The sequence below is a fragment of the Vibrio neptunius genome (genome assembly GCF_000967495.1).
Classification (GTDB): Bacteria; Pseudomonadota; Gammaproteobacteria; order Enterobacterales; family Vibrionaceae; genus Vibrio; species Vibrio neptunius.
Map to the genome: position 1 here is coordinate 1 of NZ_JXXU01000013.1, position 18559 is coordinate 18559.

The window sequence follows — 18559 nt, forward strand, 5'->3', positions numbered from 1 at the left end:
GAATTTGTTGACCACTACACTCAGTAGGAACTCTAGCATTAGGGTTTATTCGCGTATTTCTGAGGTGATATATCAAATCACTTGTTCGTGAGTGAACATCTTGACGTATAGATAAAGTTTAAATCGATTTATTTCTTCAGAGATAGAAACATACTAAAAATATCGTTTTCCTGTCGCTTTAAACAGAAAACTGACAATCATAAAACAAAGAGGCAAATTTGAATACAAAACAACGAGCGTTAGCGCAATGTCAACAGCGAGAGCTACTATGAACGAGTTTATTATTACTGTGGTTATGGGGTTCATCGCTCTCGTTTCTGTCACTAGTTTTATGAACTTGATTCTATGGCGCTCAACGTCGAAGAAGCTCGCTAAAAAGCCCCCACACAGAATGGCGACCATCCAAGAACAGCAAACTCTGAATATTGTTTACAAACGTTCCTTTGGACTTGGTTCTGTTTATCAAGTGAAAGGCAAATTTAGACACGCTGGTTCAACATACTACAGAATAGATTCTGATGAGGTTTACTATGTCAAAGCTCATCATCCACATTTAAAACGTGAGAAGGCTGTTTCTGACGATGACAACCAAGCAGAAATCCTAGTCGATAACAATACCGCCTACCTGATGAGTTTAAATGGTGAAGCACTAACAGAGCTGTATCAATTACAGTGGGAAGCGAGCTTCGCCATGCCAAGTGACGAGGTCTCGGCGCTCAATATAGAGGTAAAAGGCCGAAGGGCATTGACTCCTGATGAAACCCTCCAACTTTCATTTGAGGAAAAAGCGAACGATCATGTCACAATAATATTACTGCTGGGTCTCGCTCTCGTTTTTTCTTTTCGGTTGTACCCCTTCTATGGCGATTTTGATTTTTTTGCTGCCCTAGTGCCCCTAGCTATTGGCCTATATTACCTTCCGCGTTTGCTTACTCATCACTGGCCTCATTTGAAAATAGGTAGACCCGGAGGCTATTGCTCAGATCACATCGTCACTTTGGCACAAGGAACTGTCGCAGGGTGTGATGGCAAGCAGGTTTGGTTTAGCGGTGAAGCTAACACTCCCCCTGAAGACCCCAATTTGCGCTTTCGCTTGCCTTCTTTGTACCCAAACACCACGCTCAAACCGGGTGAAACAGTGGATTTTGCCTTTGTGGGAAGTCACTGGTTAAGTAAAAAGGAGTGCAGCCCTGCTCTTGTGTTAATTGAAAACCACTATTCAGCTGAGAAAGAATATTGGGATGCTCCATTTATGCGTTGGGATGAACCTGTCTGTACCTTAATATTAGGCCTTACTCCTCTTTGCCTAATTATCGAAACTTTCTGGGGGTATTGGTCTTTTGCGCTAGTTTTTGACCTCATTGGAGTTCCATTGTTGGTTCTGCTTATGTCTGTCGGTTGGGTGCTACTAGGGGGGACTATCCTCTTATCTCGATACCAGAGGCTGCGTCGTTCTATCCGGTTGGCAAAGATTTGTCTAGGCCCAGATTACAAGCCTTTTAAGAAGTCCTACCAAGAATCCAAACGAGCAAGCCAAAGTAACTGATCATCGCAAATCACCCGCCCTAAAGGGGCGGGTTCGCCTGACCCTTTCCCATCACTCATGCCTCAAACTAGTTTTAGTTTGTTCATTGGAAACCATTAGCGGTAACTAAGGGATAATTAACCCTGACACTCGTCGACGTTGTAATTTTGGCAACGCGCTATTGACGCTCTGTGCGCTTCCAACAATGGTGCCGCGTTCGATGTTAAAACACGTGTTAAACCAAATGTGGCTCTCGAAACCAAGTCGGCTAAGTATGGGAGGAATGGATTCAGGAGTCACCCATTGCTTATCTTTACGAAGATGACGGCTAGTCCAATCCACCAACTCTAAGTAATCTATGAGCCTAAAGGGTAACCCTTCGGGCCTTCCTTGTCGTGGATACCCGGAAAAAGGAAATAAGTTTGGTGGCGAGGCTTGATTGTTGCGCACCGATTTAATGCGTAACTGAAGCGAGGTATGCTCTGAGTGTTCTGGCGTATCGGCGATTCCCGCTCGCACTGGGTTAAGGTCTACGTACGCCATGGCGGCAGCGAGCGCTTTCTCATCAAGCAGCGCCTGGCTTTTAAACCGCCCTTCCCAAAAGTGCCCCGTGCAGTTGTCTTCTCTATTGGCTTCATTCGAAACAAACTGATTGATCAGGCGCATAAACCAGCTAACGGAATACAATCGTTCGCGCCACGTATCAATGATGCCTTGGTAGACGTGCTGCTCTGGCTTGGTTAGTTTGTCACCCCGTATTTTTCTTTGGACCATTGCGGGTGCTATATGAAAGGATGTCCAACGTTCAATGATCTGTTGATCCGTTAGCGCTTGTGCTTTACGACGGTTTATATGCAAGACAACATGATAATGATTACTCATCACCGCGTAGGCGCATACATCAATGCAAAATACCTTGGCGACCGCATTTATACGCGCTTCAACCCACCCTCTTCTGTGTTCGTAGTTGGTTTGGGTAGTCGCATCATAGCCACAAAGAAATGAGCGCCGTACACAGCGCGAAACACAATGATAATACGGTGTGGCTTCTAAGCTAATTTGTTGGCTGCGTGCGATAGTCATACGTCCTCCAATTCGTGATACGCTGACTTTAGTTCACACAGTTTTTCTAGAAAAGCCCACTTTCTCTATTTCAAGAGAACCCTAGTTTTTTGATGTAATTGACTAGTTTATTGGCAATCGAAAGGTGTTTCTTGGGGTGTCTGTTTCTTGGGGTGTCTGTCCCTTTCTTTCCTCTTTCTTTCCTAAGGCATTTCTTGGGGTGACTGTCCCGTTCTTTTCACTGTCCCGTTCTTTTCTGTCCCGTTCTTTCGTTTTGTTGGGAATTCAGCAAGCTCAGAGTTTGAAAGTACTGGGAATTTAAATCAGGGTGGAGAGTTTTAATATGATGCTAAGGATTGGAGCGTGCAGCGGGAATCGAACCCGCATCATCAGCTTGGAAGGCTGAGGTAATAGCCATTATACGATGCACGCATCATCGTGAAGACCCATTCAATATGCCACATCTGACTGAAAAGAAAAGTAATTTCTACATAGTTTGCGCTCAAGTGCGCAAGGATTGGACAAATCGCTGAAATTACCTTCGCTCAGTAATCGATAAGCTCAATTACTGCTCTATTTTTTCCTTGTTGTTTGGCTTTGTACATCAGTTTATCTGCAGCGGATAAATCGACTTTTTCACTTCCATGTGGATAAAATGCACACCCAACGCTCACTGAGATATGCCTATCACACTCAATCTGTATTTTAGTGGCTGAAACTTTGACACAAATATTCTGTGCTAACTCTAGCGCAGCTTCTTGACTCAGCTCTCGCACGACCAGTGCAAACTCTTCACCACCGATTCTGCCAAATAGCATGGTAGGCGTTAATATCGGTGCTATGCATTGTGCTACCTCTCTAATAACTTCGTCCCCTATCGCGTGGCCCCAATTGTCATTCACTGATTTAAAGTTATCGATATCAAAAACCATGACCGTTAACGAGTGACTTTTCGTGTCTAATTGACGAATGGCCTCCATAAAGCTGCGACGGTTTCTTATTCCAGTCAACTCGTCTGTTGTAGACAGTACGGTGAGTTGCTCGTTAGCCAGCTCTAACGCTCTCGTTCTGGATCTAACGGTTCGTTTAAGCATAATGATATACATCAGCACAACAAAACCACTGACCCCAGCTACAGTAGCGAAGAAGTATTGAGGGTACACGGTTTCGATGTGCATCCATTTATGTAAAATCGTTTCGCGCGTCGGTTTACCGACTTTTTTAAACCCAAGATTTACTTTATCAAGCATGGCTAGGTTACCTTCTGCCACGGCTGGATATAGATCACCGGAGTATAAATACTTCACAGGTACAAAACTCATTGGATCGCCAGAGGAGTAGAGATAGAAATTAGCGACTTGTAAGTCAGCGACAAACGCGGATATTTCTCCCTTAAACGCGGCGTTTATAAGTCTTTGGTTGTTTGAGTAGACTTTGACGTTGGCGTTCGGAAACTCCTTACGTGTGTAGTATTCTTCATAACCACCTTTCACCACTCCCACGTAGCGCTCCACTTCACCGTCAAGGAGCTCATCGATGCCAGAGCCAACCAAGGACTGGCTATAATAGAGCTGAGTTTCTATATTGATCAGTGCATCGCCAAAGTCGAGGAATTGATCACGTGGCTCCGACCATAGCAGTCCCGCATGCACATCAGCTTGGTTGCTCTTGACCGCTTGTATCGACTCATTCCAATCCATCAAAACAAACTCAATCTTTATTTGATTTCTTTTACCGTATTCACGCCATAAATCAATGAGAATGCCGTCTGGCTCACCGTCATTGTTGATGTAGGAAAAGGGTTTCCACGCTTTTGAGTTAGCAACCTTGAGTGTTTGTTGTTCTGCATCCGCTGTGTTAGCGATGATTGGAGAGCTTGAAAATAATGTCGTAAGCAACGTAAAAGCAAAAAGACGCCACGGTGCAACTGGCGTCTTTTTGCCTGCAATCCCTTGATGTCCCATCACACTCATCACTTAATTACAAATAACATAATATAAGTAATAGACTAAAAAACGCACGTAAGGGATGAGTTTGATCGCTATGGTGTCTTAGCTGTCTATTGAACTAAATCGTACTGAACGCAAAATATGCACCAAGGAACAGATAATACGCGTTCTGCACATTGGTACGCGACGCTATATCTAAACTCAATCGCAATTGACAACTTTTTGTTCCATGTTGCCCTGCACGGTGATTTGTTGGATCACCGCTCTATCTTTGCCCAACGCTTTCGCTCGATACATTAACTGATCAGCATCAGACAGTGTAATGTTGAATGACGTTAAGGGATAGTAAGCGCAACCTAAGCTGACCGTAATCGCCTTGTCTTCAATAGCTACACTTCTGACTGAATGACAAACTTTATGAGCAATTGTGGTGATTTTACCTAACGAATGCCCACTAACAACCAACGCAAACTCTTCACCTCCTATACGCCCAAACAGGTGCTCGCTCTTAATCACGGTTCTAACTGCTTCAGCCACCTGCTGTATGACCCTGTCCCCAACCTGATGCCCGAAGTTATCATTGATAATTTTAAAGTCATCGATATCAAAAATCATAACGGCGAGCGATTCGGGAACGACAAGTCTTTGCTGAAATTCTTCTACGAAATGTCGGCGATTACTCAGTTCCGTTAATGGGTCAGTCTCAGAGAGAACCCTTAGTTCCCTGTTTGCTTTGGCGAGCTCGCGTGTTTTGGCGTTAACAGAAAAACGTAAGCTAACGATGTAAGCCACCACTGTCAGCAATATGGCCACTGCGGCCAATGGCCATAGATAATCAGGATACACAGTATTGATATACATCCAGCGGCCAAAAATACGCTTCTTCTCTTCATTGCTAATCTGGTTTAGCCCTTGTGATAGTTGGAAGTTTAGGTCGTCGTTACCTTCCGCAACCGCTGGCCTTAAATAGCCAGAATACAGGTGCTTTATTCCTATAAATGTATTTCGTCGGTCGGCGGTGTGGAGGTAGAAGTTGGCAACTTGCAGATCCGCCACAAAAGCCTCAATTTCACCGGCGAAGGCAGCTTCTATCATTTCCTCATTATTGCGATAAGCCAATATTTGAAGAGATGGGAAATGAAGGCGAGTAAACTCTTCTTCATAAGCACCTTTTATTACCCCAGTGAGGTGATGATGATTTCCGAGTAAGAATGAGTTGACGTCCATGCTGATCAGTCGACTGCTAATGTAAAGCTGTGTATCTATGGGCATGATAGACGCATTGTAATCAAGGAAGGCTTCACGGGTTGCAGACCAAAGCAAGCCAGAATGCACATCAGCCCTGCCGGATCGAACCGCTAGAATTGAATCATTCCAGTCCAGTAACAAGAACTCGATGTTCTTGTGATTCTTTAGACCATATTCATTCCAGTAGTCGACTAATATGCCTGCAGCTTTACCGTCTTCATCGATATAAGAGAAGGGCTTCCAAGCTTTGGAGTTGGTGACTATCAGAGTCTGTTTTTCGGATCCATTGGCGAAATTTGTCAAGAAAATCAACATACACCATGCGGCAAACACACGTAACACAACTAACCTCAAAGAATAAAATGAGCTCAAACAACCTAGGCTGCTTGAGCTCTATTGCTATACATTTCATTGCATTGAGATTATGTATAGATTATCTGTCTCACATCTGCAGATTTTGAAAATTTAACTTTGAAGCGGCTCGCACATATTTACTTTTCTATCAATAAGAAATGCTGCACTGATATTTATTCTGTCCTAAAGTGCCTCATTTCTTCATTCAACGCCTCTACCTGTTGACGAACTTGCTGAGAAACCTGAGAGGATGAATTGGATATATCAGCCACTTCTTCGACGCGACTTGTCACTTCAGACATCAAACCATGAATCTCCTGAGTGGCCACAGATTGGCTCTCTGCAGAATGCAGTAGTTCTTTCATCTGTGAGTCAAGGCTTTCAATCTGTTCAGTCGTCGCGCTCAATGTTCCGTGCGCTTGCTTGGTGTGATTTGCGCCCTCTTCAGCCAAGATTTTACTCTTGTCAATTTCAGACACGACACCCGCTGTCGAGGTTTGGATAGCATGAACGATGTTGTTGATTTCGGTTGTGGATTCAGTAGTTCTTGTCGCTAGAAGTCTCACTTCATCGGCCACCACAGCAAAACCTCGGCCATATTCACCCGCTCTTGCTGCCTCAATCGCAGCATTCAATGCAAGTAAGTTCGTTTGTTCGGCTAAGCCTTCAATCACTTCCGTGACACGACCAATGGCTTCACTTTCTTTGCTCAGTTCAGTGACCTGCTGGCTTGCACTTTCAATCGTCCGATGCAGGGAGGTGACCGTCTGCATGTTCTGCTCTAACGCTTGTGAACCCGTTTCAATTTGGCTTTTCGATTCTTGTAGGTTACTCGCAGAAAGCTTGGCTTGGTTTGCTGTTTCATCCGCCGATAAACTCACTTCAGAAAGTTGCTGGCCGACTAGTGTCATGGTCGACATTTGACTATCGACTTTGTTCGAGGTGTTCACGTTCGCTTCAAGTAATGAGGTCATACTGTCACCCACGGTGCGCGCTTTCAGGCTAACTCCGCGCACAATATCTAACAATGCCACATTCATTTTGTTGATTGAGTTGGTCAAACTAGATAACTCATCACTGCCTTCTACGCTGAGTGCTGGCTGAGATACATCACCAGCGGCAATAAGCTGAGCACGCTTTGAGACCACTTGGATCCGCCGACCTATATTTCTACCCATGTAAGTGGAAACCGTCAGTGACGCCAAAAGAAAAATGACCGAAGAAGCAATGAGTAATGAGATTACACTGGTTAAAGAGCTAAAAATTCCTTGCCCGCTGAGATCCGCTTGCTGTTGTTGACGTTGAATCAGGGTTTCTAAGCTGGCATTGAGTTCACTTACCGCAGGAACTAGATCTTTGGCCATTTTTTCATTCACAAGGTTCCAGCTACTCGCGTTTCTTAGTTCAACAACCTGATCGGCAAGAGGGAAATAGAGTTGCTGCATCTCTTTAAACAGATCCCATAAGCCTTGATCGCTGTCGCTCATCAGGCTGACTTTAGAATCTATTTCTGTCACATACTTAGCGTGAGATTTTAGAAAATCCTGATACTTGCTGAGATGCTCCTGTTTGCCGTAAAGAAGAAAATCACGCATCGAAGAGAGCGCATTGGCAAGCGAGGTATAACTGTCTGCATATAGGCGGAATAAGCGCTTTCTCTCGCCCCCCTCTTTGTTGCTGGCTTCATCATTGATAAGACCTTGAAGCTGGTCCAGCGCCACTTCGGCAATTGGCGCGGCTTCGTTAATAAACAAGGAGTGGGCAGGAAGGTTCTCATCGGAGTGACTGGTTTCAGAGATCTCATTGACCAGTTGTTTGACCACCTCCCATTGGCTCAACACTTGTTGATAGGACGATTGGTCCAATAAGCTTTCCAATTTGGGCAATGCTTCATCGGTTGATGTAATAACGCGATTCAGTTGCTCAAGTTGGGTAGCACCAATAACCTCATCCCCCCCTAAAAGCATATAAGCCCTTAGGGTAGAGACGGTCGCCTGAAGTGACTGCTGTAATGAGCGACCGGTATCAACCGTCGGCAGATCAGACTCTAACAATGATTTGGTATGCTCTTCTACAGTGTTAACACTGCGAAATATAAATAGTGCGGCAACGATAAAAAGTACTGCAAGCGACAGAAAACTCAGCTGTAACTTCCCTGATATCGTGAGTTTCATCCTAATAACTCCTGTTTAAATAACCTACTAACTATAGCGTTTTGACTTTTATTGTTAAATATAAGTTAACTCTTTTTGTTCACTTTTGAATGATTGGTTTAATCCATTACATTCCTCCCTTTGTAAAGCGCTCACATCAAGTATTAGTTGTTGCCTAACACCACAAAAAAGACACGTAAAAACAACAATAAACACATAACATTAACAGATAAAATTAATTTTAAATTAGCCACAAAAAGAGATTCCAATCACATATAGATTGGTTATAATTCGCGCCCATTACGATTTGCGTTGATAAACGCAAACTTAATTTGAAGAAATCGACTGTTAACCTAACCTCTCCAATCAGAGGTGAAATTGAGAAGAAAAATGAGCAAGATTGATAAAGCTACACGTATCCTGCTGGCGGGATTCTGTATCAACCTTTGTCTTGGCATCCTGTATGCTTGGAGCGTGTTTAACAAAGCCCTTGTTACTGAATCAGGCTGGAGCGCGGCTGAAGCGTCTTCACCATACGCAATTGCAACTATCACTTTCTCTGTTTGTCTTCTTGTTGCAGGTATCCTTCAGGATCGTATGGGGCCACGTAAGATACTAATTCTCGGTACAACTCTAACAGGCCTTGGCATGATTGCCTCTGGCTTTGCCACTACGCCACTCATGCTGAACCTGACCTTTGGCGTTATTACCGGTGCAGGTATTGGTTTCGGCTACGCTTGTCTATCGCCATCAGCAATGAAATGGTTCCATTCCTCGAAAAAAGGGATGGTAAACGGTTTGATTGCAGCGGGTTTTGGCCTTGCCGCGATTTATCTTGCACCTGTCACTTCTGCATTGATCGAGAGCATGGGCATCCAGACCAGTTTTATGATTCTTGGTGCTGGCGTATTGGCGATTGCGGTTCCTCTTGCGGCGACCATTAACAATCCACCAACGGGTTACACGCCTGCAGAGCCTCGACTAAAAGCGGGACAGGCACCTAAAGCGGTCAAGAAAACCGAAGATCTAACCTGGAAATCCATGCTTAAAACACCTCAGTTTTATTCACTGTGGATTATGTATGCTTTTGCCGCCTCAGTTGGTCTTATGATCATCGGCAACATCACAACCATTGCTAGTGTGCAGGCAAACTTGCCAAACGCTGTCTATCTTGCTTCTATCTTAGCCGTGTTTAATTCGGGCGGTCGTGTTGCTGCCGGTATGCTTGCTGACAAGATTGGTGGCGTTCGTACCCTTCTGCTTGCTTTTGTGTTGCAGGGTATCAATATGGTTCTGTTCGCCACCTTTAACACTGAGTTGACCCTAATCATCGGTACTGCTATCGCCGCTGTTGGCTACGGCACTTTACTTGCGGTTTTCCCAACGCTTACTGCGGAGTTCTATGGTCTTAAGAACTACGGCACTAACTACGGTGTCCTTTACACAGCTTGGGGTATTGGTGGTGCAATCGGCGCCGCTGTAGTCGGTTTCTCAATGACCAATGACGAAGGCTACGGCTTAGCTTATACGGTTTCAGCCATCATGATGGCGGTATGTATTGTACTGGCGTTTATCACTAAACCCATTACCGAAGCCAAGGTTGCCAAGCTTAAGAACGCTTAACGATTGCAAACTTCTCTGAAAGGCTTAACCTTGTGGTTAAGCCTTTTTTTGTCGCCATCAATCATGCCTGAACCTATTGTATTGCCCTCAAATTACTACCTAAGTAACTTTTTAAAGCTGATTCATCACGCGCTCGACATGTATCCTGATTTACTCTCTGGCGCAGAGATGCAGTGGCTGGAAGACTTCGACCACCTATCAACTCAGGCTCAGTGCTTGATGGTCAGACTGCTTTCACGCAAAGGGGAATGGTTTCGAAGCGACAAACTCAGGTATGAGGAAATTGACGATGTTCAAGCATCGCTCAATGAACTTGAGATGTCGAAATTTATCGCTCTCAACCCCGACATATCAAACTCTACACTGGCTACTCACCTACTAACAAAGCCAGAAGTGATCGAGCTATTTTCTATCACCAATAAACAAGCCAAGAAGGAAGTAATCACAAAGGCGTTAGCCCCTGATTTTTTCTCTCAATATGGCGCATTGGGCTTTTTGATTATTAAGCTAGAATCGCCACAAGTGATTGATGTGTTGTTGACGCTCTTTTTTGCCAATACTCACCAAGATCTCAGCCAATTCGTACTCGACGAACTGGGATTACATCAATTTGAGCACTATCCACTTAGCCATGAGCGCCGATTCTTTTCGTCACGCAATCAACTGGATAAACTCCTCGCCCTGTCGCAAACACAAAAAAGCTACCAAGATGGCGATCGCCAGTGTGTTGACACGCTGATTAATCACCTTGAGCAACTCGCCAGCCCTGTACAACACCACTACATAGAACGTAAACGTCAGCACCTTATCAACGACATCGCTCGAGATTTGGAACGTCGAGACGAGTATGATCTGGCTATTCACTGGTTTGAGCAGACGTCATTACCTCCTTCGCGAGAGAGACGGGCAAGGATCTTTGATAAGCAAAACAAGATTGGCGAAATGAGTGACGTTGTCACATCAATGTTGGATACACCGCATAATATTGCAGAGCTAGAGGTGGGCAATAAGCTATACCAACGTTTGCAGCGTTTAAAGGGAGAACGAATTCAAAGAGTGAAAAAGCCCGTCTTTACCGAACATCACCTCTCATTGGATTTATCGCAACAGCGAGTTGAACTCATGGTAAAAACGCATTTTGAGCAAAATGGCTATGAGGTATTTTACTCCGAAAACATTTTACTCAACGGCTTGTTTGGCTTGGCTTTTTGGGATGTCATATTCAGTCCATTAGAAGGGGCGTTTCTAAACCGCTATCAATATCGCCCTCTTGATCTCTACCATCATGACTTTGCGCTCAAACGTCAGGCTCTTATCGACAGTGTATTCGCGCGCCTTGAAAAGGATGGCTTTTCACATCTTAGGCAAATCTACCGAGACAAAGTGGGTATTAGCAACCCATTTGTTGTTTGGAATATCTTCACTCCCCAGTTGCTGGAATACGCGATCACCTACATGCCGAGGTCTTTGCTGTGCCAACTGTTTCGAATCATGCTACGAGACCTTAAATGCTATCGCAATGGCTTGCCAGATTTGGTGCTGTTCAAGAATGGAAAGTTTGAGTGGATGGAAGTAAAAGGTCCAGGAGATCACATTCAGGATAATCAGTGGCGTTGGATTTACGAGTTCAAAAAACTCAATATCCCCTTTTCAGTCTGCTATGTTACTGCGGCATAATCGACACGATCCATTAGTGAAACATGTCTCCAACTTCGCCACCTATAAGGCAATGGGTTGACATTAACCGCCGCTAAGTCATCGTGTTGTATCGACTTTTAAGCAGTTTCTCACATTTTGAACATCGTTTTATTTGCCAATTCTCTCACCGTCTGCTGCAATTATCAAACCTTGGCAATACAGTTATTTTTCAAATGAATATACGCGTTTTCTTGATTCTCTCCTTAGTGACTGCCTTCGCTGGCTGTGCGACTTATGCAGGCCTCAACTACGACCAACTGTTTGGCGATGCTCAAGCAAGGGACAGACAAGCTGACATCGCTACTTCATCAAGTGATTTTTTCCTAAACGACGTCAAGCCTATTATCGATAACCGATGCGTGGTTTGCCACGCCTGTTACGATGCTCCTTGCCAACTTAAAATGTCTTCAGTGGCTGGTATTGACCGAGGTGCCAGCAAAGAGAGGGTTTATGAAGGGACACGTCTAACCGCAGCGACACCCACTCGGCTTTTGGAAGATGCAGAAACGACAGAGCAGTGGCGTTCAATCGGCTTTCACCCTGTGCTCAATGAACGCATTCAAACGCCAACTGCCAACATAGAAGCTGGCCTAATGGCTAAGTTGTTGATGCAAAAAGAAGCCTACCCTCAACCAGAACAAGTTCAGCTTGAAGGGTTTGATTTTTCGATTGATCGACAACAGATTTGTCCGACGGTTGAAGAATACGATAGTTACGTTCAGGAGCACCCAAACTGGGGTATGCCCTATGGTATGCCTAACCTATCGTCTAACGAGTACTCTACACTGATCAACTGGCTCCAAGGTGGCGCACTCATGAGCGCTCCCATTCCTCTCTCTGCAGAGCAACGTGCGTTGGTCACCCAGTACGAGCTATTTTTCAACAGAAGTTCTCGCAAAGCGCAGCTCACCGCGCGTTACCTATACGAGCACCTATTCCTGTCACATCTGTACTTCTCAGACCTTAATGAAACCGCGCCACGATTTTTCACGCTCGTTCGTTCTCAAACCCCACCGGGTGAGCCCGTTAAACGAATCGTAACGCGTAGACCCTACGATGACCCAGAAGTAGACCGTGTCTATTACCGCCTAATTCCTGAGCAAGCGACGATTGTCGACAAAACTCATATGCCTTTCGCTCTCAATAGTCAGCGGATGGTTGATTGGCAAGAGTGGTTTGTTGACACGGCTTACGATGTTGCTGAACTCCCTGGGTATGAGCCTGAAATCGCAGCAAATCCAATGACTGCATTTATCGATCTGCCAGTAAAATCTCGCTTCAAATTTATGTTGGACAACGCACAAAACACCATCAACGCCTACATAAAAGGGCCAGTTTGTCGGGGTCAACTTGCGCTGAACGTTATCAACGATCGCTTTTGGGTCTTCTTCCTTGATCCTGATAAATCAGACATTCCCGAAGTGAACAAGTTCTATCGCTCGCAAGCAGACAATTTGAAACTCCCCGGCGAGTTGGAGAGTAACACTTTACCTATCACAAGCTGGGTGTCTTATTCCCGCCAACAAGCCCGATACCTTGAAGCTAAGTCGGACTTTATTAATCACTGGTTTAAAGGAGGGAAGCACTTAACGACCGATGTCATATGGTCAGGTAACGGAACCAATCCAAACGCCGCCTTAACCGTTTTCCGCCATTTTGATAGCGCATCGGTCGTTCAGGGATTAGTCGGCTCACCTCCCAAGACAGCTTGGGTCTTGGATTACGCTTTGATTGAACGCATACACTATTTGCTGGTGGCAGGGTTTGATGTCTATGGCAACTTTGGTCATCAGTTGATGACGAGAATGTTTATGGATTTTTTAAGACTCGAAGGAGAAAGCAACTTCGTTGCTCTTTTACCAAGAAACATCCGTCATATCGAACAGTCCAGTTGGTACCAAAATCAAAGTACTCAGTTGAGCGACTTCTTGCAACGCAATGTGAAGCCGTTTGACCAACCGACTCAGGTCCCTTATCAGACCAGCGATCCCAAACACGAACTGTACGATATTTTACGAACCCAACTTTCTCCTGTTCTAAGCAATCGATACGCGATCGAACAAACGGGCTTTAAACCAGAGAATGAAGCCGTGTTGCAGAGTATTGATGGCATTAAAGGCCATGGATTAAGTTACTTCCCTCAGATCATCATGCTAATGATTGAGTCTGATTCCGGGGACAGTCAGCTGTTCACCCTACTTCACAATAATGCGCATACCAACGTCTCCAGCTTGTTTGATGAAGAAGCCAATCGTGATTATCAAAATGATGACTTCACCTTAGTGAGAGGAGTGATCGGAAGTTATCCAGCTGCGTATTTGACCTTAAATGAAAACGAGATTTCTCAACTCGTCGACATGATTAACAATGTTCGCTCGGAGAACGATTACGTTAAGTTATTGGATAGATTCGCAATCCGCCGAAGCTCAGACAAATTCTGGCCTTTCAGCGATCAAGTGCACGCTTGGTACAAAGAAAATCAGCCTGTCGAATTTGGGCTACTTGACTATAATCGTTTTGAGAATAGGTAGAACTGTTCAACCGAGCGTTTTCAAACGCGGGAGGTGGGCATGAATATTAGAGATAACATTCGCGCTATTGAGCAACAAATCTATGTGGCTTGCTCAGAGGGTGATTACGACACGGTACAAATGCTTGAGCATCAATTAGAGAGTTTGCGGGGCAAAGCCGCACAACCTTTCGATGATGACCCCTACGCACCAGAGGGAAAACTATTCCCCGAGGATGATTGGTTTTAACGACGAATGCCCTGCTTTGCAGGGCTTTCTTTTGCTATCTAACCTAAGTCACACTTATCATCCTTTCCGCTACCAAAGCCAAGCAACAGTTAGCCGAGTTCAAACAACATGGCTTTGATCACTTGGCAGCAGGCTTGCCACGCTCTATTTCTACTGACGGCTCTATAAAGGGACTCCCTCACAGTTTGACGTCCCTATTAGAGAATTAAAGTTATGTGCGGGAGCGGGGTTCATTTGCGCCCTGTGTGGTGATGTCATGACCATGCAGGGGCTGCCAGGAAAAACCAGCTTTTATGAACCTTGATCTGGATGAAGCTGGCCACATCGGCGGCCTGAGCTAATAGACAAAAACTGCGCTATCGAATCAAGGTTTTGTCGATAGCGCTTTGGTTTCAATAATAGGTGCACATCCTTTTACCATCGACTTCAATGATGTTAAACGGCGTTTCGTAAATCTTCTCTAATATGTCTGACTGAATCACTTGATTAACCGTCCCCTGAGCCACCACTTTCCCCTTCTTAAGCGCGATAATATTGTCCGAATAACACGCAGCAAAATTGATATCATGAATGACGACCACGACGGCTTTATTCATCTCATGTGCGAGGCGTCCAACGTTACGCATAATTTGTAATGAGTGCTTGATATCGAGGTTATTCAGAGGTTCATCCAGAAAAACATAATCTGTATCTTGCGCCATCACCATGGCAATAAAAGCCAGTTGTCGCTGACCTCCACTCAGCTCATCAAGATACTTATGTTGGATGTCCAACAAATCGAGATAAGATATCGATGTTTCGATCACCTGTTGATCGTCGTCCGTAAGCTTACCCTGACTGTATGGAAATCGACCAAATGACACCATTTCCCTCACGGTAAATCGCATTGTAATGTTGTTGGCTTGGCGCAGCACTGCCAGTCTTTTCGCCAACTCTTTGGTATCCCAATCTGTTAAAGATTTGCAGTCGATGAACACTTGCCCTTCATCTTGAGTGATCAGTCGGCTAGCCATTGAAAGTAAGGTGCTTTTGCCTGCACCATTCGGGCCAATGATTGACGTCACCTTACCCTTTTCAAAATCGGCACTGGCATCAGAGACGACTTTTGATTGACCAAACCACTTGGTCAAATTCTGCAATTTAATCATAAAACCTCTATATGATTCGGTTACGCAGCAACATAGTGAGGAAGTAAATACCGCCCACAAAGTTGATAACCACACTGAGTGTCGTCGAAAAACCAAATACTTTTTCTACTATCCACTGACCACTGAGTAGAGCGACAACTGAAAGTAGAGAGACCCCCAGCAACAAAACTCTATGTTGATAGCTATTGAACCATTCACGGGTCAAGTTAGTCACCAAAAGACCAAAGAACATAATCGGCCCCACCAATGCAGTCGAAATAGCGATCAGCGCGGCCGACAATAGCAAAACGCACAGCGTCGTCCGTTTCACATCAACCCCGAGGCTAGTGGCATTGTCTTTATCTAACCAGAAGACATCCAGCAAACGGTTCATTCGGTACAACAGTGCACTAATTAACAAAAGCAGCGGCGTACACAAATAGACAAGTTCAACGCTGATGTTGTTAAAACTGGCAAACATGTTGGCTTGTACCGACGCGAAGTCACTCGGATCCATCAACATAATAAAGAAGGAGGAAACGCTGCCAAACAATTGTCCTAATATCACGCCTAGCAACAACAAGACCATTAAGTTCTGTGTTTCTCCTTTGAAGTAGAAACTGAACAACAACAAGGAAAAAGCCAGCATAACTACAACAGACACACTGAAATTAAAATACGCATTCATCGCGATGCTGCTTAAACCACCAAATATGACCACAACCAGCACCTGAGTAAACATGTACAGCGCGTCGAAACCCATGATACTCGGCGTGAGAATTCGGTTGTGCGTGATGGTCTGAAAAGCCAACGATGACTGTCCTATCGCGATACCGGCAACAATCATTGCCAGTACTTTCGGCACACGCCGAGAAAGAAAGTACTGATAGTTGTCGGCATTTAATCCGATTCCAATAAACAAAAAGCAAAACAGCAGCGCAGTGGCCACTAGCCCTATCAGCTTCATCTTATCCTGCATGTTTGTGTCCCTTTAAGATGAAGTAGATGAACACACTACCGCCTAAAATACTGATAATGGTCGAAATTGGAATTTCATAGGGGAAGATAATCAATCGACTTGCTAGATCACAGCTAAGGACGATCAGAGCACCGATAATCGCAGTAAGCGGAATGTTGCGACGCAGGTTGTCGCCATAAAATCGACTGACCAAGTTAGGAACAATCAAGCCAAGGAAAGGTAACATCCCTACGATCATCACCACGGAAGCAGACATCACGGAGACCAGCAAAACACCAATAATCAGCACTTGTTGATAGTTCAAACCTAGGTTGACAGCGAAGTCTTTCCCTAACCCCACCGCCGAAATCCTTGCCGCATACAGATAGCTGAAAATGGCCACTGGCACAGCAATGTAAAGCAGCTCGTAATCGCCCTGTAGCAGGTTGGCAAAGTTAGCCACTGTCCAACTCGAGAGGTTTTGCAATGCATCGTATTTGTAGGCGACAAATGTCGCGAGCGAATCGACCACGTTACCAAAAATGATTCCAATAAGCGGGACAAACACTGCATTCTTAAACTGAATGCGGTTAATGAACTGTACAAACAGTAATGTGCCCAACATTGAAACGGTGAAAATCAACCACAATTGCTGACCATTGCCAAAGACCACTAAGCTAAGTACATATCCCAGCATCGCACATTCAATAGTCCCAGAGGTGGACGGCGAAGCAAATCTGTTCTGGCTGATCTGCTGCATTATCAAGCCAGCAATGCTCAGCCCTGCACCAGCCAATAGCACAGCGACCAGTCGAGGGATACGACTGGCGAGCAACAAATGCCAACTGTCCCTATCACCTGCGATTAAACCAGCGACATTCAATTGCCCAACGCCAACAAAAATTGAACATCCGCTCAGGAGTATTAGAACCAATAACAGTTTTTTCAATGTAAACCCTTACGACGCAAAAAACCTCAAGCCACTTTGGCTTGAGGTGGCGTAAATCTTGTTAAGAGGATCAGTTGATACCAGAGGCGATTTTCACGTCTTCAATCATTTGCTCTGTTGCGCGCATACCTGAAATCGATAAATACCAAGCATTGATGTCTAGGTAGGCCATTTTTTTGTTTTGGTAGGCTTGAGTGGCTTTGACCAACTCATTTTCGAAATCACGTTTGACTGTACTGCCTTTACCTTTGTTAATAAGGATATCCTTATCAATTACTAACAGAGCTGAGGGATCGGTTTCGCGAATAAACTCGTAAGAGACTAGGTCGCCATGGCGGCTCTCTTTGATCCCTTTTACCGTCTCTTGAAAACCGAAATCTTTGTAAATGGCTGAAAAACGTGACTGCGCACCGAAAGTGGTGATATTGCCGCCAGCGCTCATCACAGTGAGTGCATCTAAGCCGTTTTGGCTGTTGGAGGCTTGAATCGATTTGAATTCTTTGTCTAACTGCTCAATTTTTTGCTCTACAAAATCCTGCTTTTCAAAGACTTTACCAAGATTACGCCATTGCTGTTGGGTGCTTTCCCAGTAGCCTTTACTGGCATCTGAAGCGTAAACAATGGTGGGTGCAATTTCAGACAGCTCTTTGTATTTTGCTGCCGCACGTGTACCTATGATGATCAGATCAGGCTTTTGCGTATAAATAGTTTCAAAATCGGGTTCGTGAAGACTCCCCGCAGAAGTGAATTCATAGTCACGGTATTCGGACAAATAATCGGGGAACATACTAACAGTCGAAATCGCAACCGGTTTGACATTAAACGCTTTCACCGTATCTAATGCGCCTAGGCCTATCACCACAACCCTCTTAGGGTTGGTTTCTAACTTGGTAACACCTTGTGTGTGTTCAATTTCCACTAATTTAGCATTGACGTTGAATGCCAATAATCCTGCGGTCAGCGCGACGGTAGACAATTTCATTGTTCGGACTCCATAATCACAAATGCAAGCTATTATCATTTACGTTTATAAGGATGTCATCAGTGCTTTACGTTTTTTACATTTGTTATGGAAAGGAAAAATATAATATTTTCTGTAAGTTAGGTGGTTATCGGTGGTTTATTTGCGTGCTCCAGAATTGAGCACGCTGAAG

Annotated in this window: 13 protein-coding genes, 1 tRNA gene and 1 pseudogene; 6 read left to right on the forward strand and 9 right to left on the reverse strand. The window is 44.7% G+C overall.

Annotated elements, in window-relative coordinates; all coding sequences use genetic code 11:
• The first annotated feature begins 268 nt into the window (after positions 1 to 268).
• A complete protein-coding gene (locus tag TW84_RS05135) occupies positions 269 to 1546 on the forward strand; it encodes a hypothetical protein (protein ID WP_045974603.1) in 1278 nt (425 codons plus the stop codon).
• 105 nt (positions 1547 to 1651) lie between these two features.
• On the opposite strand, the gene TW84_RS05140 is transcribed toward TW84_RS05135, so the two are convergent.
• From TW84_RS05140 to TW84_RS05160, 5 genes are all read right to left on the reverse strand, one after another.
• The gene (locus TW84_RS05140) at positions 1652 to 2608 is read right to left on the reverse strand and encodes a transposase (protein WP_045974604.1); all 957 of its coding nucleotides are present in this window, start codon (positions 2606 to 2608) and stop codon (positions 1652 to 1654) included.
• A 336-nt stretch (positions 2609 to 2944) separates the two neighbouring features.
• Positions 2945 to 3019 (reverse strand) — tRNA-Gly (locus TW84_RS05145).
• A 113-nt stretch (positions 3020 to 3132) separates the two neighbouring features.
• Complete coding sequence (locus TW84_RS05150; RefSeq protein WP_045974605.1) at positions 3133 to 4551, reverse strand: transporter substrate-binding domain-containing diguanylate cyclase; 1419 nt, start codon at positions 4549 to 4551, stop codon at positions 3133 to 3135.
• 186 nt (positions 4552 to 4737) lie between these two features.
• Entirely contained in the window at positions 4738 to 6126 is a 1389-nt protein-coding gene (locus tag TW84_RS05155; RefSeq protein ID WP_045974606.1) for a transporter substrate-binding domain-containing diguanylate cyclase, read from the reverse strand.
• 185 nt (positions 6127 to 6311) lie between these two features.
• Complete coding sequence (locus tag TW84_RS05160) at positions 6312 to 8312, reverse strand: HAMP domain-containing methyl-accepting chemotaxis protein (protein ID WP_045974607.1); 2001 nt, start codon at positions 8310 to 8312, stop codon at positions 6312 to 6314.
• Positions 8313 to 8681: 369 nt separating this feature from the next.
• On the opposite strand from TW84_RS05160, the gene TW84_RS05165 reads away from it, so the two are divergent.
• From TW84_RS05165 to TW84_RS23965, 5 genes and pseudogenes are all read left to right on the forward strand, one after another.
• Positions 8682 to 9914, forward strand: a complete 1233-nt coding sequence (locus TW84_RS05165; RefSeq protein ID WP_045974608.1) for an L-lactate MFS transporter — start codon at positions 8682 to 8684, stop codon at positions 9912 to 9914.
• A 63-nt stretch (positions 9915 to 9977) separates the two neighbouring features.
• Complete coding sequence (locus TW84_RS05170; RefSeq protein WP_045974621.1) at positions 9978 to 11591, forward strand: VRR-NUC domain-containing protein; 1614 nt, start codon at positions 9978 to 9980, stop codon at positions 11589 to 11591.
• Positions 11592 to 11785: 194 nt separating this feature from the next.
• Complete coding sequence (locus TW84_RS05175; RefSeq protein WP_045974622.1) at positions 11786 to 14143, forward strand: fatty acid cis/trans isomerase; 2358 nt, start codon at positions 11786 to 11788, stop codon at positions 14141 to 14143.
• 39 nt (positions 14144 to 14182) lie between these two features.
• Positions 14183 to 14371 (forward strand): hypothetical protein, encoded by a 189-nt coding sequence (locus TW84_RS05180; RefSeq protein ID WP_045974609.1) that lies wholly within the window; start codon positions 14183 to 14185, stop codon positions 14369 to 14371.
• 74 nt (positions 14372 to 14445) lie between these two features.
• A pseudogene (locus TW84_RS23965) lies at positions 14446 to 14712 on the forward strand (formate--tetrahydrofolate ligase); the annotation flags it as partial.
• 51 nt (positions 14713 to 14763) lie between these two features.
• On the opposite strand, the gene vctC reads toward TW84_RS23965, so the two are convergent.
• The 4 genes from vctC to TW84_RS05200 form a co-directional block, all read right to left on the reverse strand.
• Positions 14764 to 15519 (reverse strand): iron chelate ABC transporter ATP-binding protein VctC, encoded by a 756-nt coding sequence (vctC, locus tag TW84_RS05185; protein ID WP_045974610.1) that lies wholly within the window; start codon positions 15517 to 15519, stop codon positions 14764 to 14766.
• A 7-nt stretch (positions 15520 to 15526) separates the two neighbouring features.
• Positions 15527 to 16477, reverse strand: a complete 951-nt coding sequence (vctG, locus tag TW84_RS05190) for an iron chelate uptake ABC transporter permease subunit VctG (protein WP_045974611.1) — start codon at positions 16475 to 16477, stop codon at positions 15527 to 15529.
• The gene (gene vctD / locus TW84_RS05195; protein WP_045974612.1) at positions 16467 to 17405 is read right to left on the reverse strand and encodes an iron chelate uptake ABC transporter permease subunit VctD; all 939 of its coding nucleotides are present in this window, start codon (positions 17403 to 17405) and stop codon (positions 16467 to 16469) included. The genes vctG and vctD overlap by 11 nt, the downstream gene beginning before the upstream one ends.
• A gap of 70 nt (positions 17406 to 17475) precedes the next feature.
• A complete protein-coding gene (locus tag TW84_RS05200; RefSeq protein WP_045974613.1) occupies positions 17476 to 18387 on the reverse strand; it encodes a siderophore ABC transporter substrate-binding protein in 912 nt (303 codons plus the stop codon).
• Positions 18388 to 18559 lie beyond the last annotated feature (172 nt).